The sequence below is a fragment of the Streptomyces sp. NPDC002328 genome (genome assembly GCF_042890065.1).
GTDB lineage: Bacteria > Actinomycetota > Actinomycetes > Streptomycetales > Streptomycetaceae > Streptomyces.
Genome location: NZ_JBIARQ010000002.1, coordinates 455305 through 479571 on the forward strand (window position 1 = coordinate 455305; position 24267 = coordinate 479571).

The 24267-nt window shown below is 68.7% G+C and carries 35 protein-coding genes and 1 pseudogene; 8 read left to right on the forward strand and 28 right to left on the reverse strand.

The features are described 5' to 3' along the window. Position 1 precedes the first annotated feature (1 nt). The 17 genes from rplF to rpsJ all read right to left on the reverse strand — a co-directional run bounded on the left by rplF (position 2) and on the right by rpsJ (position 8131). Positions 2–541 (reverse strand): 50S ribosomal protein L6, encoded by a 540-nt coding sequence (gene rplF / locus ACFYX4_RS08360; protein ID WP_389327929.1) that lies wholly within the window; start codon positions 539–541, stop codon positions 2–4. 24 nt (positions 542–565) lie between these two features. After that, positions 566–964 (reverse strand): 30S ribosomal protein S8, encoded by a 399-nt coding sequence (rpsH, locus tag ACFYX4_RS08365; protein WP_007384075.1) that lies wholly within the window; start codon positions 962–964, stop codon positions 566–568. Positions 965–1174: 210 nt separating this feature from the next. Continuing rightward, on the reverse strand, positions 1175–1360 hold the full coding sequence (locus ACFYX4_RS08370) for a type Z 30S ribosomal protein S14 (RefSeq protein ID WP_003948630.1): 186 nt from the start codon (positions 1358–1360) through the stop codon (positions 1175–1177). A gap of 5 nt (positions 1361–1365) precedes the next feature. Beyond that, complete coding sequence (gene rplE, locus ACFYX4_RS08375) at positions 1366–1923, reverse strand: 50S ribosomal protein L5 (RefSeq protein WP_016434630.1); 558 nt, start codon at positions 1921–1923, stop codon at positions 1366–1368. Then, positions 1923–2246, reverse strand: a complete 324-nt coding sequence (gene rplX, locus ACFYX4_RS08380; RefSeq protein ID WP_389327932.1) for a 50S ribosomal protein L24 — start codon at positions 2244–2246, stop codon at positions 1923–1925. The genes rplE and rplX overlap by 1 nt, the downstream gene beginning before the upstream one ends. Positions 2247–2248: 2 nt before the next feature. Next, on the reverse strand, positions 2249–2617 hold the full coding sequence (gene rplN / locus ACFYX4_RS08385; protein ID WP_003998823.1) for a 50S ribosomal protein L14: 369 nt from the start codon (positions 2615–2617) through the stop codon (positions 2249–2251). Positions 2618–2743: 126 nt separating this feature from the next. After that, positions 2744–3031, reverse strand: coding sequence for a 30S ribosomal protein S17 (gene rpsQ, locus ACFYX4_RS08390; RefSeq protein WP_003992363.1), 288 nt, complete (start codon positions 3029–3031; stop codon positions 2744–2746). Then, positions 3031–3255 (reverse strand): 50S ribosomal protein L29, encoded by a 225-nt coding sequence (gene rpmC / locus ACFYX4_RS08395; RefSeq protein ID WP_003974259.1) that lies wholly within the window; start codon positions 3253–3255, stop codon positions 3031–3033. The genes rpsQ and rpmC overlap by 1 nt, the downstream gene beginning before the upstream one ends. Then, positions 3255–3674: a 50S ribosomal protein L16 gene (gene rplP / locus ACFYX4_RS08400; protein WP_358800135.1), complete on the reverse strand. Its 420-nt coding sequence runs from the start codon at positions 3672–3674 to the stop codon at positions 3255–3257. The genes rpmC and rplP overlap by 1 nt, the downstream gene beginning before the upstream one ends. Positions 3675–3679: 5 nt before the next feature. Then, complete coding sequence (rpsC, locus tag ACFYX4_RS08405; RefSeq protein ID WP_389327937.1) at positions 3680–4513, reverse strand: 30S ribosomal protein S3; 834 nt, start codon at positions 4511–4513, stop codon at positions 3680–3682. Continuing rightward, positions 4513–4860, reverse strand: coding sequence for a 50S ribosomal protein L22 (gene rplV / locus ACFYX4_RS08410; RefSeq protein WP_006130776.1), 348 nt, complete (start codon positions 4858–4860; stop codon positions 4513–4515). The genes rpsC and rplV overlap by 1 nt, the downstream gene beginning before the upstream one ends. 42 nt (positions 4861–4902) lie before the next feature. Next, positions 4903–5184, reverse strand: a complete 282-nt coding sequence (gene rpsS, locus ACFYX4_RS08415) for a 30S ribosomal protein S19 (RefSeq protein WP_010986346.1) — start codon at positions 5182–5184, stop codon at positions 4903–4905. Between the two features lie 12 nt (positions 5185–5196). Beyond that, entirely contained in the window at positions 5197–6033 is an 837-nt protein-coding gene (gene rplB / locus ACFYX4_RS08420; protein ID WP_389327941.1) for a 50S ribosomal protein L2, read from the reverse strand. Positions 6034–6073: 40 nt separating this feature from the next. After that, positions 6074–6493, reverse strand: a complete 420-nt coding sequence (rplW, locus tag ACFYX4_RS08425; RefSeq protein ID WP_385066698.1) for a 50S ribosomal protein L23 — start codon at positions 6491–6493, stop codon at positions 6074–6076. After that, positions 6493–7152 (reverse strand): 50S ribosomal protein L4, encoded by a 660-nt coding sequence (gene rplD / locus ACFYX4_RS08430; RefSeq protein WP_389327945.1) that lies wholly within the window; start codon positions 7150–7152, stop codon positions 6493–6495. Before rplD ends, rplW begins: the two co-directional genes overlap by 1 nt. A gap of 8 nt (positions 7153–7160) precedes the next feature. After that, on the reverse strand, positions 7161–7805 hold the full coding sequence (gene rplC / locus ACFYX4_RS08435) for a 50S ribosomal protein L3 (protein ID WP_385387545.1): 645 nt from the start codon (positions 7803–7805) through the stop codon (positions 7161–7163). Between the two features lie 17 nt (positions 7806–7822). Then, positions 7823–8131 carry a 30S ribosomal protein S10 gene (gene rpsJ / locus ACFYX4_RS08440; protein ID WP_003948644.1) on the reverse strand — a complete coding sequence of 103 codons (309 nt, stop codon included), beginning with the start codon at positions 8129–8131 and terminating at the stop codon, positions 7823–7825. Between the two features lie 565 nt (positions 8132–8696). Between rpsJ and ACFYX4_RS08445 the strand changes: the two genes are divergently transcribed. Then, positions 8697–8993: a CopG family transcriptional regulator gene (locus ACFYX4_RS08445; RefSeq protein ID WP_389327948.1), complete on the forward strand. Its 297-nt coding sequence runs from the start codon at positions 8697–8699 to the stop codon at positions 8991–8993. Then, entirely contained in the window at positions 8990–9406 is a 417-nt protein-coding gene (locus tag ACFYX4_RS08450) for a type II toxin-antitoxin system VapC family toxin (RefSeq protein WP_389327951.1), read from the forward strand. Before ACFYX4_RS08445 ends, ACFYX4_RS08450 begins: the two co-directional genes overlap by 4 nt. Positions 9407–9418: 12 nt before the next feature. Here ACFYX4_RS08450 and ACFYX4_RS08455 read toward each other — a convergent pair whose 3' ends face one another. Further along, a complete protein-coding gene (locus tag ACFYX4_RS08455; RefSeq protein ID WP_389327954.1) occupies positions 9419–9616 on the reverse strand; it encodes a DUF397 domain-containing protein in 198 nt (65 codons plus the stop codon). After that, on the reverse strand, positions 9613–10488 hold the full coding sequence (locus ACFYX4_RS08460; protein WP_389327957.1) for a helix-turn-helix domain-containing protein: 876 nt from the start codon (positions 10486–10488) through the stop codon (positions 9613–9615). The genes ACFYX4_RS08455 and ACFYX4_RS08460 overlap by 4 nt, the downstream gene beginning before the upstream one ends. Positions 10489–10645: 157 nt before the next feature. Here ACFYX4_RS08460 and ACFYX4_RS08465 point away from each other — a divergent pair. Both ACFYX4_RS08465 and ACFYX4_RS08470 read left to right on the forward strand, forming a co-directional pair. Then, positions 10646–11129 (forward strand): annotated as a pseudogene (locus tag ACFYX4_RS08465) (ATP-binding protein). 179 nt (positions 11130–11308) lie between these two features. After that, positions 11309–12589 carry a hypothetical protein gene (locus ACFYX4_RS08470; protein WP_389327960.1) on the forward strand — a complete coding sequence of 427 codons (1281 nt, stop codon included), beginning with the start codon at positions 11309–11311 and terminating at the stop codon, positions 12587–12589. A 17-nt stretch (positions 12590–12606) separates the two neighbouring features. On the opposite strand, the gene tuf is transcribed toward ACFYX4_RS08470, so the two are convergent. The 5 genes from tuf to ACFYX4_RS08495 all read right to left on the reverse strand — a co-directional run bounded on the left by tuf (position 12607) and on the right by ACFYX4_RS08495 (position 18279). Continuing rightward, a complete protein-coding gene (tuf, locus tag ACFYX4_RS08475) occupies positions 12607–13800 on the reverse strand; it encodes an elongation factor Tu (RefSeq protein WP_389327963.1) in 1194 nt (397 codons plus the stop codon). A gap of 155 nt (positions 13801–13955) precedes the next feature. Further along, on the reverse strand, positions 13956–16082 hold the full coding sequence (fusA, locus tag ACFYX4_RS08480) for an elongation factor G (protein WP_389327966.1): 2127 nt from the start codon (positions 16080–16082) through the stop codon (positions 13956–13958). 39 nt (positions 16083–16121) lie between these two features. Continuing rightward, positions 16122–16592: a 30S ribosomal protein S7 gene (rpsG, locus tag ACFYX4_RS08485; RefSeq protein ID WP_389327970.1), complete on the reverse strand. Its 471-nt coding sequence runs from the start codon at positions 16590–16592 to the stop codon at positions 16122–16124. Positions 16593–16595: 3 nt separating this feature from the next. Continuing rightward, positions 16596–16967 (reverse strand): 30S ribosomal protein S12, encoded by a 372-nt coding sequence (gene rpsL / locus ACFYX4_RS08490; protein WP_003948652.1) that lies wholly within the window; start codon positions 16965–16967, stop codon positions 16596–16598. 253 nt (positions 16968–17220) lie between these two features. Next, entirely contained in the window at positions 17221–18279 is a 1059-nt protein-coding gene (locus ACFYX4_RS08495) for a glycosyltransferase family 2 protein (protein WP_389327973.1), read from the reverse strand. 126 nt (positions 18280–18405) lie between these two features. Here ACFYX4_RS08495 and ACFYX4_RS08500 point away from each other — a divergent pair, with 126 nt between their 5' ends. Next, positions 18406–19683, forward strand: a complete 1278-nt coding sequence (locus ACFYX4_RS08500) for a hypothetical protein (protein WP_389327976.1) — start codon at positions 18406–18408, stop codon at positions 19681–19683. A gap of 22 nt (positions 19684–19705) precedes the next feature. Here ACFYX4_RS08500 and ACFYX4_RS08505 read toward each other — a convergent pair whose 3' ends face one another. The 4 genes from ACFYX4_RS08505 to ACFYX4_RS08520 all read right to left on the reverse strand — a co-directional run bounded on the left by ACFYX4_RS08505 (position 19706) and on the right by ACFYX4_RS08520 (position 21964). Continuing rightward, complete coding sequence (locus ACFYX4_RS08505; RefSeq protein WP_389328652.1) at positions 19706–20185, reverse strand: DUF1707 and DUF4190 domain-containing protein; 480 nt, start codon at positions 20183–20185, stop codon at positions 19706–19708. A gap of 165 nt (positions 20186–20350) precedes the next feature. Then, positions 20351–20608, reverse strand: a complete 258-nt coding sequence (locus ACFYX4_RS08510) for a hypothetical protein (protein WP_389327979.1) — start codon at positions 20606–20608, stop codon at positions 20351–20353. Further along, positions 20605–21600: a hypothetical protein gene (locus tag ACFYX4_RS08515; RefSeq protein ID WP_389327982.1), complete on the reverse strand. Its 996-nt coding sequence runs from the start codon at positions 21598–21600 to the stop codon at positions 20605–20607. The genes ACFYX4_RS08510 and ACFYX4_RS08515 overlap by 4 nt, the downstream gene beginning before the upstream one ends. Beyond that, positions 21593–21964: a WhiB family transcriptional regulator gene (locus ACFYX4_RS08520; protein WP_389327984.1), complete on the reverse strand. Its 372-nt coding sequence runs from the start codon at positions 21962–21964 to the stop codon at positions 21593–21595. Before ACFYX4_RS08520 ends, ACFYX4_RS08515 begins: the two co-directional genes overlap by 8 nt. Positions 21965–22164: 200 nt before the next feature. Between ACFYX4_RS08520 and ACFYX4_RS08525 the strand changes: the two genes are divergently transcribed. From ACFYX4_RS08525 to ACFYX4_RS08535, 3 genes are all read left to right on the forward strand, one after another. Continuing rightward, complete coding sequence (locus tag ACFYX4_RS08525; RefSeq protein ID WP_389327987.1) at positions 22165–22698, forward strand: helix-turn-helix domain-containing protein; 534 nt, start codon at positions 22165–22167, stop codon at positions 22696–22698. A 305-nt stretch (positions 22699–23003) separates the two neighbouring features. Next, positions 23004–23417, forward strand: a complete 414-nt coding sequence (locus ACFYX4_RS08530) for a hypothetical protein (RefSeq protein ID WP_389327990.1) — start codon at positions 23004–23006, stop codon at positions 23415–23417. A gap of 138 nt (positions 23418–23555) precedes the next feature. Continuing rightward, a complete protein-coding gene (locus ACFYX4_RS08535; RefSeq protein WP_389327993.1) occupies positions 23556–24158 on the forward strand; it encodes a phage tail protein in 603 nt (200 codons plus the stop codon). The last annotated feature ends 109 nt before the right edge of the window (positions 24159–24267 follow it).

Below are 24267 nucleotides of genomic sequence, written 5' to 3' on the forward strand. Positions count from 1 at the left end.
CTTACTTACCCGCCTTTCCGACCTTGCGGCGGATGACTTCGCCCTCGTACTTGACGCCCTTGGCCTTGTACGGGTCGGGCTTGCGCAGCTTGCGGATGTTGGCCGCAACCTCGCCGACCTTCTGCTTGTCGATGCCCTCGACCGAGAAACGGGTCGGGTTCTCCACCTTGAAGGTGATGCCCTCGGGGGCCTCGACGAGGATCGGGTGGCTGTAACCGAGCGCGAACTCGAGGTTCGAGCCCTTGGCGGTCACGCGGTAACCGACACCGCTGATCTCGAGCTTCTTCACGTAACCCTGGGTCACGCCGGTGATCATGTTCGCCACCAGCGTGCGGGACAGGCCGTGCAGGGCCTTGCTCTGACGCTCGTCGTTGGGGCGGGTGACGTTCAGGACGCCGTCCTCACCCTTGGCGATGTCGATCGGTGCCACGACGGTGTGAGTCAGCGAGCCCTTGGGACCCTTGACCGACACGGTCCGGCCGTCGATGGTGACGTCCACGCCGGCGGGAACCGCGATGGGGAGCTTGCCGATGCGCGACATAGCTGTTTCCTCCGTTCCCTTCTGCTACCAGACGTAGGCGAGGACTTCTCCGCCTACGCCCTTCTTGCCGGCCTGCTTGTCGGTGAGGAGCCCGTGCGACGTGGAGATGATCGCCACGCCGAGGCCGCCGAGCACCTTCGGCAGGTTGGTGGACTTCGCGTACACCCGGAGACCGGGCTTGGAGATGCGCTTGATCCCCGCGATGGAGCGCTCACGGTTGGGGCCGAACTTCAGCTCCAGGACGAGGTTCTTGCCGACCTCGGCGTCCTCGACCTTCCAGCCCGTGATGAAGCCCTCCTGCTGGAGGATCTCCGCGATGTGAGACTTGATCTTGGACGCCGGCATCGTCACGGAGTCGTGGTACGCCGAGTTCGCGTTCCGCAGACGCGTCAGCATGTCTGCGATCGGATCAGTCATGGTCATGAATTGGCCTGTGGCCTCTCTCGCCGGGGTTTCCTGGTGCGCCATCCCTCTCCCCGATCCGAGACGGGACGGGTGCGGCGCGGTGGACCTACGGCGTAGTAAGTCGTACGGGCGGCAGACGCCCAACCCCACAAGCCTAAGGCATGCGGAGGTGAGCCCCTGCCGACCCAGATGCTTACCGAGAGCCCGGGTAATCCCTGAATTAGGTGATTACCAGGAGCTCTTGGTCACGCCCGGCAGCTCGCCACGGTGAGCCATCTCACGAAGGCACACGCGGCACAGGCCGAACTTGCGGTACACGGAGTGGGGACGGCCGCAGCGCTGGCAGCGCGTGTAGCCACGCACGCCGAACTTGGGCTTGCGAGCAGCCTTCGCGATCAGAGCCTTCTTCGCCATCTCGCTCACGCCTCCTTGAAGGGGAAGCCGAGGTGACGAAGGAGCGCGCGGCCCTCAGCGTCGTTGGTCGCCGTGGTCACCACGGTGATGTCCATACCCCGGACGCGGTCGATCTTGTCCTGGTCGATCTCGTGGAACATGACCTGCTCGGTGAGACCGAAGGTGTAGTTGCCACGGCCGTCGAACTGCTTGGGGGACAGACCACGGAAGTCGCGGATGCGCGGGAGCGCGAGCGACAGGGTGCGGTCCAGGAACTCCCACATGCGGTCGCCACGGAGCGTGACGTGGGCACCGATCGGCTGACCCTCGCGCAGCTTGAACTGCGCGATGGACTTGCGGGCCTTGGTGACGGCCGGCTTCTGACCGGTGATCGTGGTGAGGTCGCGGATGGCGCCCTCGATCAGCTTGGAGTCGCGGGCGGCGTCGCCCACACCCATGTTGACCACGATCTTGACGAGGCCGGGGATCTGCATGACGTTCTCGTACTTGAACTCGTCACGCAGCTTGCCCGCGATCTCCTCGCGGTACTTCTGCTTCAGACGCGGGGTCGTGGTGGTAGCCATCAGATGTCCTCACCCGTCCGCTTGGCAACGCGGATCTTGTTGCCCTCGTCGTCGAAGCGGTAACCAACGCGGGTCACGACCTTGTTGCCGTCCTTCTCAACGACCAGCTGGACGTTGGAGACGTGGATCGGCGCCTCGGTGGTGATGATCCCGCCGGCCTGCGAACCGCGAGCGGTCGGCCCGGCCTTGGTGTGCTTCTTGACCCGGTTGACACCCTCGACCAGGACGCGGTCCTCGCGGGGGAAGGCCGCGATGACCTTGCCCTGCTTGCCCTTGTCCTTACCGGTGATGACCTGGACCAGGTCGCCCTTCTTGATCTTCATGCTTACAGCACCTCCGGCGCGAGCGAGATGATCTTCATGAACTTCTTCTCGCGCAGCTCACGGCCGACCGGGCCGAAGATGCGGGTGCCGCGAGGGTCGCCGTCGTTCTTCAGAATGACGGCGGCGTTCTCGTCGAAGCGGATGTACGAGCCGTCCGGACGGCGGCGCTCCTTGACGGTGCGAACGATGACCGCCTTGACGACGTCACCCTTCTTCACGTTGCCACCGGGGATCGCGTCCTTGACGGTGGCGACGATGACGTCACCGATGCCCGCGTAGCGGCGACCGGAGCCACCGAGCACACGGATGCAAAGGATCTCCTTCGCACCAGTGTTGTCGGCGACACGCAGTCGCGACTCCTGCTGGATCACGTCTATCTCCTGTTTGTCTGCCGGTTCCCCAACGGGGCTGATCACTCAGCCCCGTTGGAGCCTGGCGGAACCGTCCTGCGGGTTTGCCCGCAGGCGTACTTACCGGAATTCCCTTGCGGGAATTACCTACTTGGCCTTCTCGAGGATCTCGACGACGCGCCAGCGCTTCGTCGCGGACAGCGGCCGGGTCTCCATCAGGAGGACGCGGTCGCCGACGCCGGCGGCGTTCTGCTCGTCGTGGGCCTTGAGCTTGTTGGTACGGCGGATGACCTTGCCGTACAGCGCGTGCTTGACGCGGTCCTCGACGGCGACGACGACGGTCTTGTCCATCTTGTCGCTGACGACGAGACCCTCGCGGGTCTTGCGGAAGCCGCGGGCCTCTGCAGTCTGCTCAGTCACGTTGCTCTCACTCATCAGGCGCTCTCCACCGTCTCGATGCCCAGCTCGCGCTCACGCATCAGGGTGTAGATCCGCGCGATGTCCTTACGGACGGCCTTGAGCCGACCGTGGTTCTCGAGCTGGCCCGTCGCCGCCTGGAAGCGGAGGTTGAACAGCTCTTCCTTGGCCTCGCGGAGCTTCGCCAGAAGCTCCTCGTTGCCCAGCTCGCGCAGCTCGGACGCCTTGGTACCGGCCGACATCACGCTTCACCTGCCTCGCGCTTGACGATCCGGCACTTCATCGGCAGCTTGTGGGCGGCGCGAGTCAGGGCCTCACGGGCGATCTTCTCGTTCGGGTAGGACAGCTCGAACATCACCCGACCCGGGTGAACGTTCGCGATCCACCACTCCGGCGAACCCTTACCGGAACCCATGCGGGTCTCGGCAGGCTTCTTGGTCAGCGGACGGTCCGGGTAGATGTTGATCCAGACCTTGCCGCCACGCTTGATGTGGCGGGTCATCGCGATACGGGCCGCCTCGATCTGGCGGTTGGTCACGTAGGCCGGGGTCATCGCCTGGATGCCGTACTCGCCGAACGCAACCGTCGTACCGCCCTTGGCCATGCCACGGCGCTTCGGGTGGTGCTGCTTGCGGTGCTTGACCCTACGGGGGATCAGCATTTCGGTCAGGCCTCCGTTCCGGTGCTCTCAGCCGGAGCGGCGGCGGGAGCGTCGGCCTTGGGGGCCTCGGCAGCCGGAGCCTGCTGCGGCTTACGACCGCGACCGCCACGCTCGCCACCACGGCCACCGCGGGCCGGGCGGTCGGCGCCGCCGCCACCACGGGCCGGGCGGTTGCCGGCGCGGGCAGCGGCGTTCTCGGCGCGGACCTCGGCGATGTTCTTGACGTCGCCCTTGTAGATCCAGACCTTCACGCCGATGCGGCCGAAGGTCGTCTTGGCCTCGAAGAAGCCGTAGTCCACGTTCGCGCGGAGCGTGTGCAGGGGCACACGGCCCTCGCGGTAGAACTCCGAGCGGGACATCTCGGCGCCACCGAGGCGGCCACCGCACTGGATCTTGATGCCCTTGGCGCCGGCCTTCATCGCCGACTGCATGCTCTTACGCATGGCGCGACGGAAGGAGACGCGGGAGGAGAGCTGCTCGGCGACGGCCTGGGCCACCAGCTGAGCGTCCGTCTCCGGGTTCTTGACCTCGAGGATGTTGAGCTGGACCTGCTTCTTGGTCAGCTTCTCCAGGTCGCCGCGGATACGGTCGGCCTCGGCGCCGCGGCGGCCGATGACGATGCCCGGACGCGCGGTGTGGATGTCGACGCGCACGCGGTCACGGGTGCGCTCGATCTCCACCTTCGAGATGCCGGCGCGCTCCATGCCGGACGTCATCATCCGACGGATGGCGACGTCCTCGCCGACGTACTCCTTGTAGGACTTGTCGGCGTACCAACGCGACTTGAAGTCGGTCGTGACGCCGAGCCGGAACCCGTGCGGGTTTACCTTCTGGCCCATTACCGGGTTCCTTCCTTGCTGCTGACGACCACGGTGATGTGGCTGGTCCGCTTGCGGATCCGGTAGGCACGGCCCTGGGCGCGCGGACGGAACCGCTTCAGGGTCGGGCCCTCATCGACGTAGGCCTCGGAGATGAAGAGGCTGTCGACATCGGTGTGGTCGTAGTTGTGCGCGGCGTTGGCGATGGCGCTGTCCAGCACCTTGCCGACCGGCACGCTCGCGGCCTGCGGGGCGAAACGCAGGACCGCCTGAGCCTCCGTGGCGTCCATGCCACGGATGAGGTCCACCACGCGGCGGGCCTTCATGGGCGTGACGCGGATGTACCGCGCCTGGGCCCTGGCTTCCATGGTTGTCCTTCCAGTGTCTGTCATGGTCATTCCACCCCGCGCTTAGCGGCGCTTCGACTTCCGGTCGTCCTTGACGTGACCCCGGAAGGTGCGCGTCGGCGAGAACTCGCCGAGCTTGTGGCCGACCATCGACTCGGTGACAAACACCGGGATGTGGGTCTTGCCGTTGTGCACCGCGATCGTGTGGCCCAGCATGGCCGGGATGATCATCGAGCGACGGGACCAGGTCTTGATGACGTTCTTGGAACCGGCTTCGTTCTGTGCGTCCACCTTCTTGATCAGGTGGTCGTCGACGAAGGGCCCCTTCTTGAGACTGCGCGGCATCTAAACCCGCTCCTAGCGCTTCTTGTTCGTCTTGCGGCGGCGGACGATGTACTTGTTCGAAGCCTTCTTCGGCGAACGAGTACGACCCTCCTTCTGACCCCAGGGGCTGACCGGGTGGCGACCACCGGAGGTCTTGCCCTCACCACCACCGTGGGGGTGGTCAACCGGGTTCATCGCCACACCGCGAACGGTCGGGCGGACGCCCAGCCAGCGCTTGCGGCCGGCCTTGCCCCAGTTGATGTTGCTCTGCTCGGCGTTGCCGACCTCGCCGACCGTGGCGCGGCAGCGCTGGTCGACCAGACGGATCTCACCGGACGGCATGCGGAGGTGGGCCATCGAGCCCTCCTTCGCGAGCAGCTGCACGGAAGCGCCGGCGGAGCGGGCGAACTTGGCGCCGCCACCGGGACGGAGCTCGATCGCGTGGATCGTGGTACCGACCGGGATGTTGCGGAGCGCCAGGTTGTTGCCCGGCTTGATGTCGGCCCCAGCGCCGTTCTCGACGCGGTCGCCCTGCGACAGGTTGCGCGGGGCGAGGATGTAGCGCTTCTCGCCGTCGGCGTAGTGCAGCAGCGCGATGCGCGCGGTGCGGTTGGGGTCGTACTCAATGTGCGCGACCTTCGCCGGCACGCCGTCCTTGTCGTGACGACGGAAGTCGATCACGCGGTAGGCGCGCTTGTGGCCACCGCCCTGGTGGCGGACGGTCACACGACCGGAGTTGTTACGGCCACCCTTGCTGTGCAGGGGGCGGACCAACGACTTCTCCGGCGTGGACCGCGTGACCTCGACGAAGTCGGCGACGCTGGAACCACGACGGCCCGGCGTAGTCGGCTTGTACTTGCGGATTCCCATTTCTCAGTCCTCGTCCGATATCGGACGATCCGGACCGCCCTCAGGCGGTCGGACCGCCGAAGATGTCGATACGGTCGCCCTCGGCAAGGGTCACGATCGCGCGCTTGGTGGCGGCACGCTGACCGAAACCGGTCTTGGTGCGCTTGCGCTTGCCCTGGCGGTTGATCGTGTTGACCCCGGTGACCTTGACCGAGAAGACCGCCTGGACGGCCTGCTTGATCTGGGTCTTGTTGGCGTTGGGGTCGACGATGAACGTGTACTTGTTCTCGTCGAGGAGCGCGTAGCTCTTCTCCGACACGACCGGCTTCAGCAGCACGTCACGGGGGTCCGTGTACGCCTTGCTGGGCGCGGTGACGACGGTGTTCTTGCCCTCGGCCTCGTGGCGGCGCGCCTTGGCGACGCGCGCGGCCTTGGCCGCCTTCGCGGCCTTGGAGGCAATGCTCGGGTGACGCGTAGCCATCAGGCCTCGCTCCCTTCGGTGTCGTTGGCCTTGTTCGGGCCGGACACGAAGGACTCCAGGGCGGCCTGGGTGAAGACCACATCGTCAGAGACGATCACGTCGTACGTGTTCAGCTGGCCCGGCTCCAGGATGTGGACCTGGGGCAGGTTGCGGGCGGACAGCCACGCGGCCTCGTCGGCGCGGTCGACGACCAGGAGCAGGTTCTTGCGCTCCGAGATCTTGCCGAACAGCGTGCGAGCGGCCTTGGTGGAGGGGGTCTCGCCCTCGATCACGCCGGAGACGACGTGGATGCGGTTGTGGCGGGCCCGGTCGGTGAGGGCGTGACGCAGGGCGGCAGCCTTCATCTTCTTCGGGGTCCGCTGCGAGTAGTCGCGCGGCTGCGGGCCGTGGACGACGCCACCGCCGGCGAACTGCGGGGCGCGGGTCGAGCCCTGACGGGCGCGGCCGGTGCCCTTCTGGCGGTACGGCTTCTTGCCACCACCACGGACTTCACCGCGGGTCTTGGTCTTGTGCGTGCCCTGGCGGGCAGCCGCGTTCTGCGCGACGACGACCTGGTGGATCAGCGGGATGCTGACCTTCTCCACGCCGAAGATCTCCGCGGGGAGCTCGACGCTACCGGTCTTCTCGCCGGCAGGCGAAAGGATGTCAACAGTGCTCATCGGTTACCTCAGGCCCCCTTGGCCGCGGTGCGGACCAGGACGAGGCCGCCGTTCGGACCGGGGACAGCGCCCTTGATGAGCAGCAGACCCTTCTCCGCGTCAACGGCGTGGACGGTCAGGTTCTGGGTGGTGACCCGCTCGTTGCCCATGCGACCCGCCATGCGGAGGCCCTTGAACACGCGGCCCGGGGTGGCGCAGCCACCGATGGAACCGGGCGAGCGGTGCTTGCGCTGGGTGCCGTGACCGGCGCCGAGGCCCTTGAAGTTGTGACGCTTCATGACACCGGCGAAGCCCTTGCCCTTGCTCTTGCCGGTCACGTCGACCTTGATGCCGGCCTCGAACACCTCAGCGGTGATCTCCTGGCCGAGGGTGTACTCGCCGGCGTCGGCGGTACGGATCTCGACGAGGTGGCGGCGGGGAGTGACGTCGGCCTTGGCGAAGTGGCCCTTGAGGGGCTTGTTCACCTTGCGCGGGTCGATCTCGCCGAACGCGATCTGGACGGACTCGTAGCCGTCGGCGTCGTTCGTGCGGACCTGGGTCACGACGTTGGGGCCGGCCTTGACGACGGTGACGGGAACAACGCGGTTGTTCTCGTCCCACACCTGCGTCATGCCGAGCTTCTCGCCCAGGATGCCCTTGATCTGCTTAGCCATTCTCAGATCACCGGCCTTCAGAGCTTGATCTCGATGTCGACACCGGCCGGGAGGTCGAGTCGCATCAGAGAGTCAACGGTCTTGGGGGTCGGGTCGAGAATGTCGATCAGGCGCTTGTGCGTGCGCATCTCGAAGTGCTCGCGCGAGTCCTTGTACTTGTGCGGCGACTTGATGACGCAGTACACGTTCTTCTCAGTGGGCAGCGGCACCGGGCCCGCGACCGACGCACCAGTGCGGGTCACCGTCTCGACGATCTTCTTCGCCGAGGAGTCGATGACCTCGTGGTCGTAGGCCTTGAGCCGGATGCGGATCTTCTGTCCCGCCATGGCTACTCAGTAGTCCTTTGTCTCGTTTAACGCTCTGGAACCCGGTGTTCCGTCACCCGCTCCTCCGACCCACGCGGTCGGGTGTGTCGCGCCCCCGCTGACACAGATGCCCCTTGTTCGAACATCCCTCGTCCGGGAAACGCGGCCCTTCCGGAACCGCAGGCCGGGGGCGGAGGCCCACCGGGTGCCTGGCCAGTGCCGCACTGACACTTCCCGAAAGATTCCCGTACGTCCGCTCCAGCGCTGCCGTAAGGCAGTTGGGGCGACGAGTACTGTGGGACTCGCTTCCGGTCCTCCCGGCGGGAGGCGCGCAGCATCAACACTCGACCGAGCAACCCCGCTAGTCTGCCATACAGGACACGGCCTCCGCCAATCGAGCCGGAGAGAATACCCCGAAGGTGACGTAGGTCAAACAGGCGCTCCCTTGACGCCTGGCGGTGGCGTCCAGCCGACGGCCGATCCGCTCGTCCACCGCGCGGGTGGACCTGGCGGGTGGACCTGACCGACCTCCGTACGCGGCGAAACCGCCTGAGCCGGCCCGGTCGACGGAGGTATGCTGGCATACGTGAAGCGGACCACGGTAAAGGTCGACGACGCCCTCGACGCGAGGATGCGCCACGAGGCGGCGCGGCGGGGCATGACGGTCTCCGAGTGGACCAGGGAGGCCATCGCGGCCCATCTGCCGGGCGGGGACGACCGCCATGAAGCGGTGCCGCGCCGGACCTTCCGTTCCGCGGGCGCAGGTGACAGCGGCCGCACGGACATCTCCGAGCGCATGGAGGAACTGCTGGCCGGGCTCGCCGAGGGGCGGGACATAGTCGCCGAAGAGGAGGGAACCGGCCGACGACGGCTCAGCGCATGAGCGCTCTGATCGTCGACGCAGGTCCCCTCTATGCGCTGCTCGACCGGCGCGACTCCTGGCACACGGCCTGCCGCCGGCTCCTCGAATCGCATCCCGGCCCGCTCCTCGTTCCCAGCCTCGTCATCGCCGAAGTGGCCCACCTGGCCGAGCGCCGCCTCGGACCCAGAGCCGAGTTGCTGCTCGCCCAGGACTTCGCGGAGGGCCTGTTCACCGTCGAGCCCGTCCATCCCGGCGACTGGCTGCGCATCGCCGAGCTGACCGCCCGCTACGTCGATCTCCCCCTGGGCATGGTCGACGCCTCGGTGATCGCCTGCGCGGAGCGCCTCGGAGTCGAGGAGGTGGCCACGGTCGACCGCAAGCACTTCGGCGCGGTGCGGCCCGCGCACGTCGCGTCGTTCACCTTGCTGCCGTGAGCCGGCGGTGGCTCAGCCTTCGGACACGTACGGCAGGAAGCGTGCCCATGCGGTGGGGGCGACCGTGAACTGGGGTCCTTCGACGACCTTGGAGTCACGGACGTGGACGGCTTCGGGAGTGAGGGCGAGTTCGACGCAGGAGTTGCCGTCAGGGCCGTCGCTGTAGCTGCTCTTGAACCAGACCAGGTCGGCGGACGTCTTGCGGGTCATGTCTCTCCCAGCACTTGCTCGACAAAGGCCAGCGACTCCCGTGGGGTGAGAGCCTGCGCTCGGATGGTGCCATACCGCAGCTCAAGGATGCGCAGCTGCTTCGGATCGGTGATCGGCCGTCCGTTGAACGCCCCGTCGGAACGGCCCACCGCAGCGCCGTCCGCGAACTTCAGAACCTCGATCCTGCCGCTCAGTCCCGGGTGAGCCTCGGCTTTCGTCGGCATCACCTGGAGCGTGACGTTGCGCATTCGCGCCACCTCCAGCAGATGTTCCAACTGCCGACGCCACACCATTGTGCCTCCGACCGGACGACGGAGCGCCGCCTCTTCCTGCACGAAGCTGAGCGCCGGGGCAGGCGAGCGTTCGAAAATGGCCTTCCGCGCCATGCGGGCGGCGACCATCTGCTCCGCCTCCTCCGGCGAGTACGCCGGCTGCCAGGCCTCGAACAGGGCACGAGCGTGGTCCGGCGTCTGCAACAAACCGTGGATGCTGAGCCCGACGTAGACGCCCAACTCGACCGCCCTGGCCTCCATCTGCGCCAAGTCCCGTACCTGCTTGGGGTACCGGACCTTCTTCACGTCCTCCCACATCGCGGAGACCATGCCGCCCGCGTCCAACACCTCGTCGGCCCTGTCCAGATACTCCTGCCGGGGAATCCGCTTCCCGCCCTCGATCTTGTAGACGAGGTCCTCCCCGTACCCGACCGCCTGCCCGAACTCGGCCGCCCGCATCCCCGCCGCCTCGCGCCGCAGCCTCAACTGCCGCCCCACCGTGGCGATGACCGCGACTCCCCACTCATCGTCCGGGTCCACCTCCCAGCCCGGCTCGTCCGCCTCGGTCCTGAGCCGCCCCGGCTCCGCGTCCACCGACATCGCGCGAACCCCTCCGTCGTACCTCGCCGTCCGCCACGCCCCTACCCGTCCGCCCCGCTCCGACAGCCCGGACACCACCGGACAAGCCTCGGACAGTAACCGTACGCAATGGCATCGTCACTCATCACGGTAGGCGGAACCAGCCACGCTGAGTGACATGAATCAGGAAATCGCCGCTGCCCCCACGGCCCAACTCGACGGCCGCAGCCGTGACTTCACCCAGCTCCTGTCGGCAACCCCCCGCGGCGCCCGCCTCGCCCGCCTGCTGGCCACCGAGCAACTCCGGTCCTGGGGGCTGCCGACGCACCCGGCGGAGCACATCGTGGCCGAGCTCGCCGCCAACGCGGTGACCCACGGCCGCGTCCCCGGCAGGGACTTCCGGCTCACCCTCTACGTCATCGGCGACACGCTCCGCATCGAGGTCACCGACACACGCGGTGACCGGATGCCCCGGGCTCAACAGCCCGCGCCGGACGGCGAGTCCGGCCGGGGACTCCTGCTCGTGGACGCCGCTCGCCGACCGCTGGGGATTCGCCCCGGGCCGCACCCCGCGCAAGACCGTCTGGGCCGAAGTCGAGTTCCGCCCCACCGGATCGCGGCCCGCCACGCCCCGGTGCTCCACCGACCGGCCCGGCGCGTGATCAAAGCTTTTCCATGACTTCGGGACGAATACCGTGATGATCCTCAACTCGGCTGGCTTTCCGACCGGTTCGCTGGCATATGCTCGCCGCGATCACACCACCGCAGACATGCGTCGGCCCCCGCCGGGACGGCAATCCCAGTGCGAGGGCCTGACCACCGAGGAAGCGAGACCTTCCCGATGGATACCCAGAACCTTAGCGCGCCCTCGTGCGCGCAGGCGCTCAATCCGCGCGGCATCACCCACATCAAGACCGCGCAGACCACGCGCTACACGGTCGTCGGCAACCATCTCGCCCAGCACCGGCAGCTCTCCCTCGTCGCGATGGGCCTCGCGCTGCACATCCAGTCGCTGCCCGACCAGGCCCGCGTCGACATCAAGACCCTCGCCGACCGCTTCCCCGAGGGCGAGACCCGTATCGCCGCCGCCCTGCGCGAGCTGAAGGCCCACGGCTACCTGGCCCAGATCCGCAAACGCCTCCCCAACGGCCGCATCGTGACGCACACGGTCTCGTACAACCAGCCCCAGGCCGCTCACCCCGCCAACGGCCCCGCGCCCGCCCCCCAGCGGCCCCCGAACCCGGCATCCACCGCCGCACCGCCACCACCCGCGGCCCCACAGCCCCAGCCCGGCCCAGCGCCCGCTCCCCAGCGGCCCTCGAACCAGACAGCCGCCGCACCGCCACCACCCGCGGCCCTACAGCCTCAGCCCGACACCGCGCCCGCTCCCCAGCGGCCCCCAGGCCCGGCAGCCGCAGCCGTACCACCACCGCCCGCGGCCCCACACCCCCAGCCCGGCCCCACCCCGACGCCCGAGCCCGGATCTGCCCCGACGCCCAGGCCGAAGCCCACGCCCGCGCCAGCACGCGCACCAACTCCCACACCCGCGCCCGCACCCACACCCCAAGCAGCCCCCGACACCGCGCCCCAGCCCCAGCCCCAGCCCCAGCCCCAGCCGTCCAAACCCCCGCTCCCCGCGCCCCACACCCCCGATCCCGACCTCGCTCGCCAGCGCAGCGCCACCGCCCTTCTCGCCACGCTCCACCACCGCGACCCCCGCCTGCTCCTGGCCGAGCGCGCCGTCCGGCACCTCGCACCGGCCGTCGCCGCCTGGCTCGAACGCGGCGCGCGCCCGGAGGCCGTACGCCATGCCCTGACCGCGGATCTCCCCGAGCCCCTCCGCAACCCGGCGGCCCTCCTCGCCCACCGCCTCACCGAGCTGCTGCCGCCGGCCGCGCCATCGCCATCGCCGGGCACCCTTGAGCCCGGCGGCCTTCGGCCCGGCCACGGAAACCCCGCCGCCCCCGCACGGCTCCACAGCTGCGAGGGCTGCGAGCGCGCGATCCGTACCCCGCAGCCGGGGGCCTACTGCCGTGACTGCCGCAACCGCCGTGAAGTCGGCCCCGGCAACGCGAAAGGGCCCGTACGACCGGAGTCGTACGGGCCCTTTCAGGTCAAGTGACCCTCAAGCAAGGGAACTTACTTGGTGATCTTGGTGACCTGGCCGGCGCCCACCGTGCGACCACCCTCGCGGATGGCGAACTTCAGGCCCTCTTCCATGGCGATGGGCTGGATGAGCTCCACCTTCATCTCGGTGTTGTCACCCGGCATCACCATCTCGGTGCCCTCGGGGAGGGTCACCACGCCGGTCACGTCCGTCGTACGGAAGTAGAACTGCGGACGGTAGTTGTTGAAGAACGGCGTGTGGCGGCCACCCTCGTCCTTGGACAGGATGTAGGCCTGGGCCTCGAAGTCGGTGTGCGGCGTGACCGAACCCGGCTTGATGATGACCTGGCCGCGCTCGACGTCCTCGCGCTTGATGCCGCGGAGCAGCAGACCGACGTTCTCACCGGCCTGGCCCTCGTCGAGCAGCTTACGGAACATCTCGATACCGGTGACCGTGGTGGTGGTCTTCTCGGTCTTGATGCCGATGATGTCGACGGTCTCGTTGACCTTCAGGACACCACGCTCGATACGGCCGGTGACGACCGTACCGCGACCGGTGATCGTGAAGACGTCCTCGATGGGCATGAGGAACGGCTTGTCGACGTCGCGCTCCGGCTCCGGGATCGCGCTGTCGACGGCGTCCATGAGCTCCAGGACGGACTGGCCCCACTCGGCGTCGCCCTCGAGCGCCTTGAGCGCCGAGACCTTGACGACCGGGACGTCGTCGCCCGGGAACTCGTACTCGGAGAGGAGCTCACGGACCTCGAGCTCGACGAGCTCCAGGATCTCCTCGTCGTCCACCATGTCGGCCTTGTTCAGGGCGACGACGATGTACGGAACGCCGACCTGGCGGGCCAGGAGCACGTGCTCCTTGGTCTGCGGCATCGGGCCGTCGGTGGCGGCGACCACGAGGATCGCGCCGTCCATCTGCGCGGCACCGGTGATCATGTTCTTGATGTAGTCCGCGTGACCCGGGCAGTCGACGTGGGCGTAGTGACGCGCCTCCGTCTGGTACTCGACGTGCGCGATGGAGATGGTGATACCGCGCTGGCGCTCTTCGGGAGCCTTGTCGATCTGGTCGAAGGCCGAAGCCTCGTTCAGGTCCGGGTACTTGTCGTGCAGCACCTTGGTAATGGCGGCCGTGAGGGTCGTCTTACCGTGGTCGATGTGACCGATGGTGCCGATGTTGACGTGCGGCTTAGTCCGCTCGAACTTCGCCTTCGCCACTGGGGTCCTCCTGTGGAGTGGTTCTGTACGCCTTACTTCATCGGCGCCAGGTGATCTTTGCTGGGAAGCCCGGTCCCAGGGGCAAACATCCGGGAATGCGGCTGTTTGCCCCGTGAGGCTCCGGAGTCAAGCCTAAAGCGTGTGAACGGAGTGCGTTACTCGCCCTTGGCCTTCGCGATGATCTCCTCGGCGACGTTCCGCGGAACCTCGGCGTAGGAGTCGAACTGCATCGAGTAGCTTGCGCGACCCGACGTCTTGCTGCGGAGGTCGCCGACGTAGCCGAACATCTCCGACAGGGGCACGAGGCCCTTGACGACGCGGGCGCCCGCACGCTCCTCCATGGCCTGGATCTGGCCACGGCGGGAGTTGATGTCGCCGATGACCTCGCCCATGTAGTCCTCGGGCGTGGTGACCTCGACGGCCATCATCGGCTCGAGCAGCACGGGGCTGGCCTTGCGCGCGGCCTCCTTGAAGGCCTGCGAGCCGGCGATCTTGAACGCGAGCTCGGAGGAGTCGACCTCGTGGTAGCCACCGTCGATGAGCGTGACGCGGACGCCCGTCATCTCGTAGCCGGCCAGGATGCCGAACTGCATGGCCTCCTGCGCACCGGCGTCCACCGAAGGGATGTACTCCTTCGGGATACGGCCACCGGTGACCTTGTTCACGAACTCGTACGAGGCGTCGCCGCCCTCGATCGGCTCGATCGCGATCTGCACCTTGGCGAACTGGCCGGTACCACCAGTCTGCTTCTTGTGCGTGTAGTCGACCCGGTCGACCGCCTTGCGGATGGTCTCGCGGTAGGCGACCTGCGGCTTGCCGACGTTGGCCTCGACCTTGAACTCACGGCGCATACGGTCGACCAGCACCTCGAGGTGCAGCTCGCCCATACCGCCGATGATGGTCTGGCCGGTCTCCTCGTCCGAGTGGACCTGGAACGACGGGTCCTCCTCGGCCAGGCGCTGGATCGCGATGCCCAGCTTCTCCTGGTCGCCCTTCGACTTGGGCTCGATGGCGACCTGGATGACCGGCGCCGGGAAGTCCATGGACTCCAGGATCACCGGCGACTTGTCGTCGCACAGCGTCTCACCGGTGGTGGTCTGCTTCAGGCCCATCACGGCGACGATGTCGCCGGCGCCCACCGACGCGATCTCCTCACGCTTGTTCGCGTGCATGCGGTAGATCTTGCCGATGCGCTCCTTCTTGCCCTTGACGGAGTTCAGCACGGCGGTGCCGGACTCCAGGCGGCCCGAGTAGACCCGGACGAAGGTGAGCTTGCCGAGGTGCGGGTCGCTCATGATCTTGAACGCGAGGGCGGCCAGCGGCTCTTCCTCGGACGGCTTGCGCTTGACGACCTCCTCCGGGTTGTTGACGGCGTGGCCCTCGATGGCCTCGACGTCGAGCGGGGAGGGGAGGTAGCGCACGACCGCGTCGAGCAGGGGCTGAACGCCCTTGTTCTTGAACGCGGTGCCGCAGAACACCGGGGTGACCGTGGTGTCGGCGGACTTGCCGGACGCGATGGTGATGCGACGGATCGCGGCGTACAGCTGCTCCACGGAAGGCTCCTCGCCCTCCAGGTACAGCTCCATGATCTCTTCGTCGTTCTCGGCCACGGCCTCGACGAGCTTGCCGCGGTACTCCTCGGCAGCCTCGGTGTGGGTGTCCGGGATGTCGACGATGTCGTACATCTCGCCCTTGGTGGCCTCGGCGGACCAGACGAACGCCTTCATGGTGACGAGGTCGACGACACCCTTGAAGTCGGCCTCGGCGCCGATCGGCAGCTGCATGACGAGCGGCTGCGCGCCCAGGCGGTCGCTGATCATGTCGACGCAGCGGTGGAACTCGGCACCGGTGCGGTCGAGCTTGTTGACGAAGCAGATACGCGGGACGCCGTAGCGGTCCGCCTGACGCCACACCGTCTCGGACTGCGGCTCGACACCGGCGACGCCGTCGAACACCGTCACGGCACCGTCGAGCACGCGCAGCGAACGCTCCACCTCGACGGTGAAGTCGACGTGGCCCGGCGTGTCGATGATGTTGATGGTGTGGTCGACGTCTTCCAGCGGCCAGTGGCAGGTGGTGGCAGCAGAGGTGATCGTGATGCCACGCTCCTGCTCCTGCTCCATCCAGTCCATGGTGGCAGCGCCGTCGTGGACCTCACCGATCTTGTACGAGACGCCGGTGTAGAACAGGATCCGCTCGGTGGTGGTCGTCTTGCCCGCGTCGATGTGGGCCATGATCCCGATGTTGCGGACCTTGGCCAGGTCAAGTGAAGTGGTAGCCATAAGGCTTCAGTCTTCTCTCGGTCTCGATGTGGGTAGCGACTACCAGCGGTAGTGCGCGAAGGCCTTGTTGGACTCGGCCATCTTGTGCGTGTCCTCGCGCTTCTTCACAGCGGCGCCGAGGCCGTTGGACGCGTCGAGAAGCTCGTTGAGCAGGCGCTCGGTCATGGTCTTCTCGCGACGGGCGCGGGAGTAGCCGACGAGCCAGCGCAGCGCGAGCGTGCTGGCGCGGCCGGGCTTGACCTCGACCGGGACCTGGTAGGTCGCGCCGCCGACGCGGCGGGACTTGACCTCGATGGTCGGCTTGATGTTCTCGAGGGCGCGCTTCAGCGTGATGACCGGGTCGTTACCGGTCTTGTCGCGCAGACCCTCCATGGCGCCGTAAACGATCCGCTCGGCAGTCGAGCGCTTGCCGTTCAGCAGCACCTTGTTGATCAGGGAGGTCACCAGAGGAGAACCGTAGACCGGGTCGATGATGACCGGGCGCTTCGGGGCAGGGCCCTTACGAGGCATTTCTTACTTCTCCTTCTTGGCGCCGTAGCGGCTGCGGGCCTGCTTGCGGTTCTTGACACCCTGGGTGTCGAGGGAACCGCGGATGATCTTGTAGCGAACACCCGGCAGGTCCTTCACACGGCCGCCGCGCACGAGCACGATGGAGTGCTCCTGCAGGTTGTGGCCCTCACCCGGAATGTAAGCGGTGACCTCGATCCCGCTGGTCAGACGCACACGCGCGACCTTACGCAGGGCCGAGTTCGGCTTCTTCGGGGTGGTCGTGAACACACGCGTGCAGACGCCGCGACGCTGAGGGGAACCCTCGAGTGCGGGCGTCTTGTTCTTCTCGACCTTGTCCTGCCGGCCCTTACGGACCAGCTGCTGGATCGTAGGCACTACTTCTCCGGTTTCTGTGTGCCGATGTGTACAGCTAACCTGGAACTTCGCCGACCCACGCGGTCGGGTGTGTCGAATCCCGCGGACTTCCGCCGCGAGGCAGAAAGAGGCGCAGATCACGGTGGCCGCGCACGGACCCCGCTGCGGTTGAAGGCACGCACGGGGGCCAGGGCACACCCCAGGCACAAGGTATGAGCGTACCGAGCGCAATCACTCCGGTCAAAACAAAGGCAGTACGCCCGACATGCCGCGGTTACGTTCGCGGCCCGGATGATCTTTGTGGTACACGGGTCTCCGCGTCGGCCGCGCCGGCTCTGTCGGCCGTCTCAGCCCTACCGGCCGTCTCAGCCCTGCCGGGCGTGTCGGCCCCGCCGGTCCCGCCGGCCGTGTCGTGGCCCACGAAGTACGTCGGGCGGTTCTGCACGGCCGTGTAGATGCGGCCCACGTACTCGCCGAGCAGCCCCACGCAGATCAGCTGCACCGCGCCGATGAACAGCACGCCGGTGAAGAGCGAGGTCCAGCCGGGGACGGTGTGGTCGAAGGCGTGGGCGCCGAGGGTGTAGACCATCAGCCCGAGGCAGACCAGGAAGGCGAAGCCGCCCAGCCAGGTCGCGATGCGCAGCGGGGCCGCGGAGAAGCCGGTGACGCTGTCCACGGCGAGCCGGATCATCCGGCCCAGCGGGTACTTGCTGACGCCCGCCGGGCGCGGGGCGCGCTCGTAGGTGACCCGGCCGCTGGGGAAGCCGAGCCAGGGCACGAGCAGCCGATAGACGCGCTGCTGGTCCGGCAGGGCCTTGAGGGCGTCCACGGCGGCCCGGCTGAGCAGCCGGAAGTCGCCGGCGTGGGCGGGCACCGAGGGCCCGGCCAGCCGGCGCACCAGGCGGTAGTAGAGGCCGGCGGTCCAGCGCTTGAACCCGGTGTCGCTGGCCCGGTCGGCGCGGATGCCGTAGACGATGTCGAGGTTCTCGCCGCGGGCGAGCGCGAGCATGTCGGGGATCTTCTCGGGCGGGTCCTGGAGGTCCGCGTCCAGGCTCACGACGTACGCGCCGAGCGCCCGGTCGAGGCCGGCGGTCAGGGCCGCCTGGTGGCCGGAGTTGCGGCGCAGGCCGATCACCCGCAGTTCCGGCCAGCCCAGCCGGAACGCGGTGAGCAGCTCGGCGGTGCGGTCGGTGCTGCCGTCGTCGACGGCGACCACCTCGTAGGCGACGCCGAGCGAGGCGAGGACCGGGCGCAGCCGTGTCACCAGCGCGGGAAGGACCTCTTCCTCGTTGTACATCGGTACGACGACCGACAGGACCGTCGCTTCAGGCATCCGCCCCTCCCCCGGGTTGCGGCGCGAATGTGCGACTCTGGTGTGATCTTACGACTGACACTTACGACCATCCGGACAGTGGTTCCTCGGGGATCCGATGGTCGGGGCCGAGGGGGGTCCACACTCATGAGCACGGCTTCCAGCAGCACGGCGACGGATCCCGCCGTGCCCGGCGAGCAGGACGCGCGGACCGGGAGATTCCGCCGCCTCACCCTGCCGGCCGGTGTACGACCGTACCTCGCTCCGCTGCTCCTGTACGGCGTGACGAAGCTGGTCGGGCTCACCGTCTTCGCCGTCCTGCTGGAGGCCGCCGACGACTTCCGCAAGAAGGAGCCGCGCTTCGGCGGCGGCGCCCACTGGTGGGACGTGCTCGGCACCTGGGACGGCTGGTGGTACCTCCAGGTCGCCGAGAAGGGGTACGACCCGAAGCCCCTGGAGCGGCTCGACCCCGGCGGGCTGTTCACGGTGAAGCAGAACTCCGTGGCCTTCTTCCCGCTCTACCCGGGCCTGATCAGGGGCGTCTCCGAGGTCACGGGGCTCGGTCTGTTCGGCTCCGGGATCCTGATCTCGGTGATCGCGTCCTTCGTCGCGGCGGCCGGGATCTACGCCGTGATCTCGACGCTGGCCGGCGTGCGGGCCGGCACGATCGCGGCCGGGTTGTGGGCCGTGGCGCCCGGCGCGGGCGTCGAGTGGGCGGTGTACTCGGAGTCGCTGTTCGTGGCGATCGCGACCTGGTGCTGCTACTGCGTGATGAAGCGCCGCTGGGTGGCGGCGGGGCTGCTCGCCTTCGTCGCCGGGCTCAACCGGCCGACGTCCGCCGCGCTCATCGGGGCCGTGGGACTGGCCGCGCTGGTGACGCTGGCGCGGCGGGAGAGCAGACGCGAGCACGGTGTGGCGGGGCCGGTGTACGCCATGTTCGCGGCGCCGCTCGGCCTGATCACCTACATCACCTGGGTGAGCCTCAGCATGGGCGACTTCACGGCGTACTTCACGCTCCAGCGGGAGGGCTGGGCGCACTACTTCGACTTCGGCGCCTACACGCTGGACGTCCTGGGCAATGTGGCGGTCGGGCACGACAAGTACCTGTTCGCCTTCACCACCTCCGACCTCATCGCCGTCCAGCTGGTCCTGGCACTGCCCTTCCTGATCGCCCTGATGCTGCGCAAGAAGCCGCCGCTGGTACTGGTCGCGTACACCCTGGCAAGCATCGTGACGGTGCTGGGCACCCAGCAGATGTTCGGCAACACCCCGCGCTACCTGCTCCCCGTCTTCCCCCTCCTCCTGGGCCCCGCGGCCGCGATGAGCCGCCTGAAGTGGCCCAGCCTGACGGTCTTCTTCACGACGGTGGCGCTGGCATCGGGCTGGTACGCCCACTACGTGATGTTCGAACTGGGCATCCCGTAGCCGGGAGGGCCGTAGGCGTCCCTCAGCCCGAGGACGATGAAGACGCCAGGACCAGGAACATCACGAACAGGGCCCAGCCCGCTACCGAGAGCCAGCCCAGGATGAGGCCGGCCAGGGCGAAGCCGTCGCCGCCCTCGCCCGTTCGGCGGATCTCCGCGCGGGCGGTGTGGCCGAGGATCACCGCGGGGATGCCGGTGATGCCCATCGTCATCGTGGTGAGCACGCCGCAGACCATGGCGCCGACCGCCTTGCCGTTCGTGGGCGGCGGCGGGGCGGGCAGGAACGTGCGCGGCACCTGGACGGGATACGCCTGGAGGGCCGGCTGGGCCGTCACGGGCCCCTGCGGCAGGTCGGCGACGACGAGGGTCAGCTCGCCCACCGTACGGGCCTCGTAGGCCCGCGTCACCCGCCTGTCGAACTCGGCCTGCTGAAGGCGTCCCTCGGCGAAACCGGCTCTGAGCACATCGACGGTGCGCTCCCGGTCCGCATGCGAGGCGAGCATCGACGGATTGCTCTGCCCCTGCCACGGCTGCCATGGCGTCGGATACGACACGGACCCCTCACCTCCCCCGGACGGCGTGAATGCCTCCATCATTCACCTACGCACGGCGCACCGCGATGGTTCCCCCCTCCTGAACCATCGATACCTAGGTGGCGACAGGGCCGCTCACCGGCCCCGGCGGGTCGCTCTGCGGGCCGCGCGTTCGGCGGCGAACACGTCCTCAAGCCGGAAGAGCTGAGCCCGGACAGCCTTGCCGGCCGGCTTCAGGTGACCGAGCTGGACCCACTTGCGGATGGTCGCCGGGGCCACCCCGACTTCCCGCGCGGCAAGCGGGCCAGGGATGAGCGCCGGCCGCTCCGCCCCGCTGCGGGGACCGCTCGCAGAGCGGTTGGAGCCGTCGGAGCCGTTGTCTGGGTTGCTCATCGGGCCGCCGCCTCCCACTCGCCCTCGTCCCAGGTGTGCCGGTAGGAGGGATCGTCGTGGCAGCCGCAGCCCGGCTCCAGGCAGCGGCAGGCCGGGTTGATGCACAGGACGGCCCCGCGGTCGGGGAAAGCCCGCAGCGACACCGAGTCGCACCAGGGGCAGCGCCCGGACACCCGGACGACCGTCTCGGTGTCCCCCAGCGTGCGGGCGCACCGGCGCGCCATCCGCCGTGTCTCGTCCCGCACATGCGCGGCCAGGACGGGGTCGGCGGCGATGTCGTGGAGGAGAGAGGAGATCCGTTTCAGCCGCTCGGGCACGGGCGCCCGGCGCGGGCGGGGCAGTCCAAGCCGGTCCCGGACGGCTTCCTCAAGCTCGACGACACCATCGGAGATGTCCCGGAGGGCGTCGGAGACGTACAGACGGAGGGGGGCGGCGCTGTGTCCTGGGGCGACGAGACCGTTCCGCTGCTGGAGCAGCAGCGCCTCGTCCCGTTCCGCAGACAGGCGCGCGGCGAGGTCGGCGGGCGGCGGGGGCGGCGCCGGGCGGTGGGCGGGGGCGGAGCGGCCAGGGACGAGCTCGGCGGACAACTCGGGGAGCTGCTGGAGGAGCTGGGTGATCCAGAGGGCGGACTGGGTGGTGGCAGTGGGAGTGGGGTACGTGGGCGGGAGGTCGGCCGGTCGAGATTCGGTGCGGTCGAGGCGGGGCGCGGCGCGGTCGGTGTCGAGCGGGCGGGCTGCCGTCGGGTGACTCCGGGCTCCGTGGGCGTCCGCCGGGTGGGCCGCGCCGGAGGACCGGGTGTCGGCGGCGGGCGGGCGACTCGTCGACGGCCGAGAAGCCGTGGATTCGCCGTCGGCGGGGTGACGCGCGGCTGGGCGGGCTGCCGTCGGGTGGGCCGCTGTCGGGCGACCGTCGGACGGACGGCTCGTCGTCGGACGGGGTACCGGCACTCGGTCGGCGGTCGGCCGGCTCGTGTTCGCGTCGTTGTCAACCAAGGGGACCTCCCCGGAGGAAGGACGGGGTGCCCGGGGCGGCGGTCGACGGACGAGGTGCTGGTGCGAGGGGAGCCGGCACCGCGACCGGGCGGCCCGAGCGCCACAGGCGGCCCCCGCAGACTCCGTCGAACCAGCTCTCCGCCGGGGCTACCGCCTCCTCACAGGCGCGGCGCACAGTGCATACGTCGCAGGCCCGCAGCGCCAGGGCAGCCTCCTTGGCCTTCTTGGAGAAGATCACGCGCGGCGGCAGCCCGGCACAGGCGGCCGCGGACTGCCAGCCCGCCGAGTCGGAGGGGCGGGCGCTCGGTGTGCGGGGCTGGGACGGGCGTAGGCGAGCCGGTGGACAAGTGTCGGCCACGGACATGGGACCCCCTGAAGTTCGGCGACGAGCCGTGCGGGCAACGGACGGCCCCCAGCTTACATATTGCGTGCGCGCTCGCAACGAATTTGGATCTTCCCCCTGTCATATCGCACCGATTTTCCTAATTGCTTGCACGAGAGTGCGTAATTCCGCGCGCGCAAGCAAGCTAAACTCAGACGCCCCCGAAGGAAGTGAGCACCGAGATGACCAGCCAGGACCTGGACGCGTTCGCGACATGGGTCGAAGACCTCATGCGCGAACGCGGTTACGACATCGACAGTCCACGCGGCGGCGGCAAGTCCCGGATCGCGGACGAGGCGGGCGTCCACCGCGCCGCCGTCACCCGCCTGCTGCAGCGCCAGAGCATGCCGGACCTCGAAACCACACGCCGCCTCGCGCGGGTGCTGGGCGTACCGGTCCGCGACATGCTGATCCGTTCTGGTCGGCTGACCGCCGAGGAACTGGCCGATTCGCACGAGTACCTGACCTCCCCCGCCCCGAGCGCGGAATTCGCTCGCCGGCCGACGCTGGAGGAGGTGGCCGACCTGCTGGGCGTTCCCGCCGACCGGCGGGAGATGTTCGTCAGAGTCGTGGAGCAGTTCCTCCCGGCCGAAGCCGAAGCGAGGCCCGCGGCAGCGACTGCACCCGTGACCGCGGGCCCCGCCCAGGCGCATGAAGGTGCACGGGCGTCAGTGGTGACGAAGGCGGCGACGGGCACGTCCCCCGCGACCAACTGACCGGCGCTCCGCCTGGCGGACGCTTCCGATCGACGGGCACCCGTAGCCCTGCTGGCGCTCCTTGCGCATCCCGGCATCCCGCCCTGCGCTCCCATCCCTCTGGCACCTCTCGTCGCAATCACCTTCCCGAATTAGTTGCGTGCGCGCACGATCGTCTGTCACAGTTGGTGCAGCGGCGAAGCTGTGCCCGCGACGCGGGCCGCACCTGCCGCCGCACGCCGGGCCGCGGCGCCGCCTCCTCCCCCGTCCCTCGCGGCGCCCGCCCGGCGGTCTTCCCCTTCTTCCCGGCGAGGTGACCCCGGCACATGACCACACCCACCCCACCGAGCGCCTTCCCGGACGTCGAGGCCCTGGTCGTCGACGTCCTGGAGGCCGACCCCGCGCTCTCCTCGGCGTTCGTCGCCATCGAACCGCCCGAGAGCTTCGACGGCACGACCGCCGCCGTCCTCGTCAACCGGCGCGGCGGCGCCTGGGTCGGCGAACTCCACGTCGACCAGCCGCTGATCGAGATGGAGGTGTACGGCCCGACGAAGCAGGCCGCACACGCCCTGGCCAACGCGGCCCGCCGCGCGCTGATGGCAGCCGCCGGCAACCGCTACGGCACGAACCTCATCACCGAGGTGGTCGAGGAGGACGGCCCGCGCTGGCTGCCCGACTACCTCTACTCCGCGGCCAACCGCTACGTGAGCGTGCACAAGGTGTACCTGGACGTCCACTGACGCAGCCGGGTCCGGCCCGCACGAGCGCGCCCTACAGACCGAAGGCCCCGCCGTCCCGGCGGGGCCTTCGCCGTACCCGGACACCGCCGGGACGGCACTCACCCCAGGCACCACCTCTGCAATAAGGAGACTCCAACCATGGCAGGCACCAACTCCTCCGAGATCCGCATCGCCGGAGTCGGCCGGCTCTACGTGGCCACCGCCGACACCAAGATCCCGACGACCTTCTCCGCCGACCCGGCCAACGACTGGGCGACCGGATGGAAGGACCTGGGCTTCACCTCCGGCGAGGGCGTCACCTTCAGCAAGAAGGACAAGCTGGAGCCGGTCGACGTGTGGCAGGCCGTCAGTCCGGTGCACTTCGTGTACTCGGACCGCGACCTCACCCTGAAGTTCTCGCTGCTGCAGTTCAACGAGGCCACGCTGCCGTTCTTCATGGGCGGGGGCGACGTCGAGGCCGTCACCGGTGCCACCGGCGTCTACAAGTACGACATCGCCGACCGCCCGTTCGCCGACGTGCGGGCCCTCGGCCTGGAGTTCACGGACGTCCGGTCCGGCGACGACGCCGCGGTGACCTACCGCTTCGGCATCCCGCGCGGCCAGGTCACGGCGGCGGACGACATCAAGCTGGCCCGCAAGTCGGCGGCCCAGCTCGGCATCACCTTCACGGCGATGGCGTCCGCCGACGGCTCCTCGCTCGCCAGCTTCGTGATGAAGGACGCCTCGTACGCCACGTCCTGACACACCCGGGTGGGGGGGGGGGGGGGGGGGGCCGCCCCCCCCCCCCCCCCCCCCCCCCCCCCCCACCAACACCCCCCCCCCCCCCACCCACAACACAAACAACAACAAA

Bases quoted from the DNA above. Each gene is read 5' to 3' on its own strand.
- rplF (WP_389327929.1), bottom strand. From the start codon at position 541: ATGTCGCGCATCGGCAAGCTCCCCATCGCGGTTCCCGCCGGCGTGGAC.
- rpsH (WP_007384075.1), bottom strand. From the start codon at position 964: ATGACCATGACTGATCCGATCGCAGACATGCTGACGCGTCTGCGGAAC.
- ACFYX4_RS08370 (WP_003948630.1), bottom strand. From the start codon at position 1,360: ATGGCGAAGAAGGCTCTGATCGCGAAGGCTGCTCGCAAGCCCAAGTTC.
- rplE (WP_016434630.1), bottom strand. From the start codon at position 1,923: ATGGCTACCACCACGACCCCGCGTCTGAAGCAGAAGTACCGCGAGGAG.
- rplX (WP_389327932.1), bottom strand. From the start codon at position 2,246: ATGAAGATCAAGAAGGGCGACCTGGTCCAGGTCATCACCGGTAAGGAC.
- rpsQ (WP_003992363.1), bottom strand. From the start codon at position 3,031: ATGAGTGAGAGCAACGTGACTGAGCAGACTGCAGAGGCCCGCGGCTTC.
- rpmC (WP_003974259.1), bottom strand. From the start codon at position 3,255: ATGTCGGCCGGTACCAAGGCGTCCGAGCTGCGCGAGCTGGGCAACGAG.
- rplP (WP_358800135.1), bottom strand. From the start codon at position 3,674: ATGCTGATCCCCCGTAGGGTCAAGCACCGCAAGCAGCACCACCCGAAG.
- rpsC (WP_389327937.1), bottom strand. From the start codon at position 4,513: ATGGGCCAGAAGGTAAACCCGCACGGGTTCCGGCTCGGCGTCACGACC.
- rplV (WP_006130776.1), bottom strand. From the start codon at position 4,860: ATGGAAGCCAGGGCCCAGGCGCGGTACATCCGCGTCACGCCCATGAAG.
- rpsS (WP_010986346.1), bottom strand. From the start codon at position 5,184: ATGCCGCGCAGTCTCAAGAAGGGGCCCTTCGTCGACGACCACCTGATC.
- rplB (WP_389327941.1), bottom strand. From the start codon at position 6,033: ATGGGAATCCGCAAGTACAAGCCGACTACGCCGGGCCGTCGTGGTTCC.
- rplW (WP_385066698.1), bottom strand. From the start codon at position 6,493: ATGGCTACGCGTCACCCGAGCATTGCCTCCAAGGCCGCGAAGGCGGCC.
- rplD (WP_389327945.1), bottom strand. From the start codon at position 7,152: ATGAGCACTGTTGACATCCTTTCGCCTGCCGGCGAGAAGACCGGTAGC.
- rplC (WP_385387545.1), bottom strand. From the start codon at position 7,805: ATGGCTAAGCAGATCAAGGGCATCCTGGGCGAGAAGCTCGGCATGACG.
- rpsJ (WP_003948644.1), bottom strand. From the start codon at position 8,131: ATGGCGGGACAGAAGATCCGCATCCGGCTCAAGGCCTACGACCACGAG.
- ACFYX4_RS08450 (WP_389327951.1), top strand. From the start codon at position 8,990: ATGAGCGCTCTGATCGTCGACGCAGGTCCCCTCTATGCGCTGCTCGAC.
- ACFYX4_RS08455 (WP_389327954.1), bottom strand. From the start codon at position 9,616: ATGACCCGCAAGACGTCCGCCGACCTGGTCTGGTTCAAGAGCAGCTAC.
- ACFYX4_RS08460 (WP_389327957.1), bottom strand. From the start codon at position 10,488: ATGTCGGTGGACGCGGAGCCGGGGCGGCTCAGGACCGAGGCGGACGAG.
- ACFYX4_RS08470 (WP_389327960.1), top strand. From the start codon at position 11,309: ATGGATACCCAGAACCTTAGCGCGCCCTCGTGCGCGCAGGCGCTCAAT.
- fusA (WP_389327966.1), bottom strand. From the start codon at position 16,082: ATGGCTACCACTTCACTTGACCTGGCCAAGGTCCGCAACATCGGGATC.
- rpsG (WP_389327970.1), bottom strand. From the start codon at position 16,592: ATGCCTCGTAAGGGCCCTGCCCCGAAGCGCCCGGTCATCATCGACCCG.
- ACFYX4_RS08495 (WP_389327973.1), bottom strand. From the start codon at position 18,279: ATGCCTGAAGCGACGGTCCTGTCGGTCGTCGTACCGATGTACAACGAG.
- ACFYX4_RS08500 (WP_389327976.1), top strand. From the start codon at position 18,406: ATGAGCACGGCTTCCAGCAGCACGGCGACGGATCCCGCCGTGCCCGGC.
- ACFYX4_RS08505 (WP_389328652.1), bottom strand. From the start codon at position 20,185: ATGCTCGCCTCGCATGCGGACCGGGAGCGCACCGTCGATGTGCTCAGA.
- ACFYX4_RS08510 (WP_389327979.1), bottom strand. From the start codon at position 20,608: ATGAGCAACCCAGACAACGGCTCCGACGGCTCCAACCGCTCTGCGAGC.
- ACFYX4_RS08520 (WP_389327984.1), bottom strand. From the start codon at position 21,964: ATGTCCGTGGCCGACACTTGTCCACCGGCTCGCCTACGCCCGTCCCAG.
- ACFYX4_RS08525 (WP_389327987.1), top strand. From the start codon at position 22,165: ATGACCAGCCAGGACCTGGACGCGTTCGCGACATGGGTCGAAGACCTC.
- ACFYX4_RS08530 (WP_389327990.1), top strand. From the start codon at position 23,004: ATGACCACACCCACCCCACCGAGCGCCTTCCCGGACGTCGAGGCCCTG.
- ACFYX4_RS08535 (WP_389327993.1), top strand. From the start codon at position 23,556: ATGGCAGGCACCAACTCCTCCGAGATCCGCATCGCCGGAGTCGGCCGG.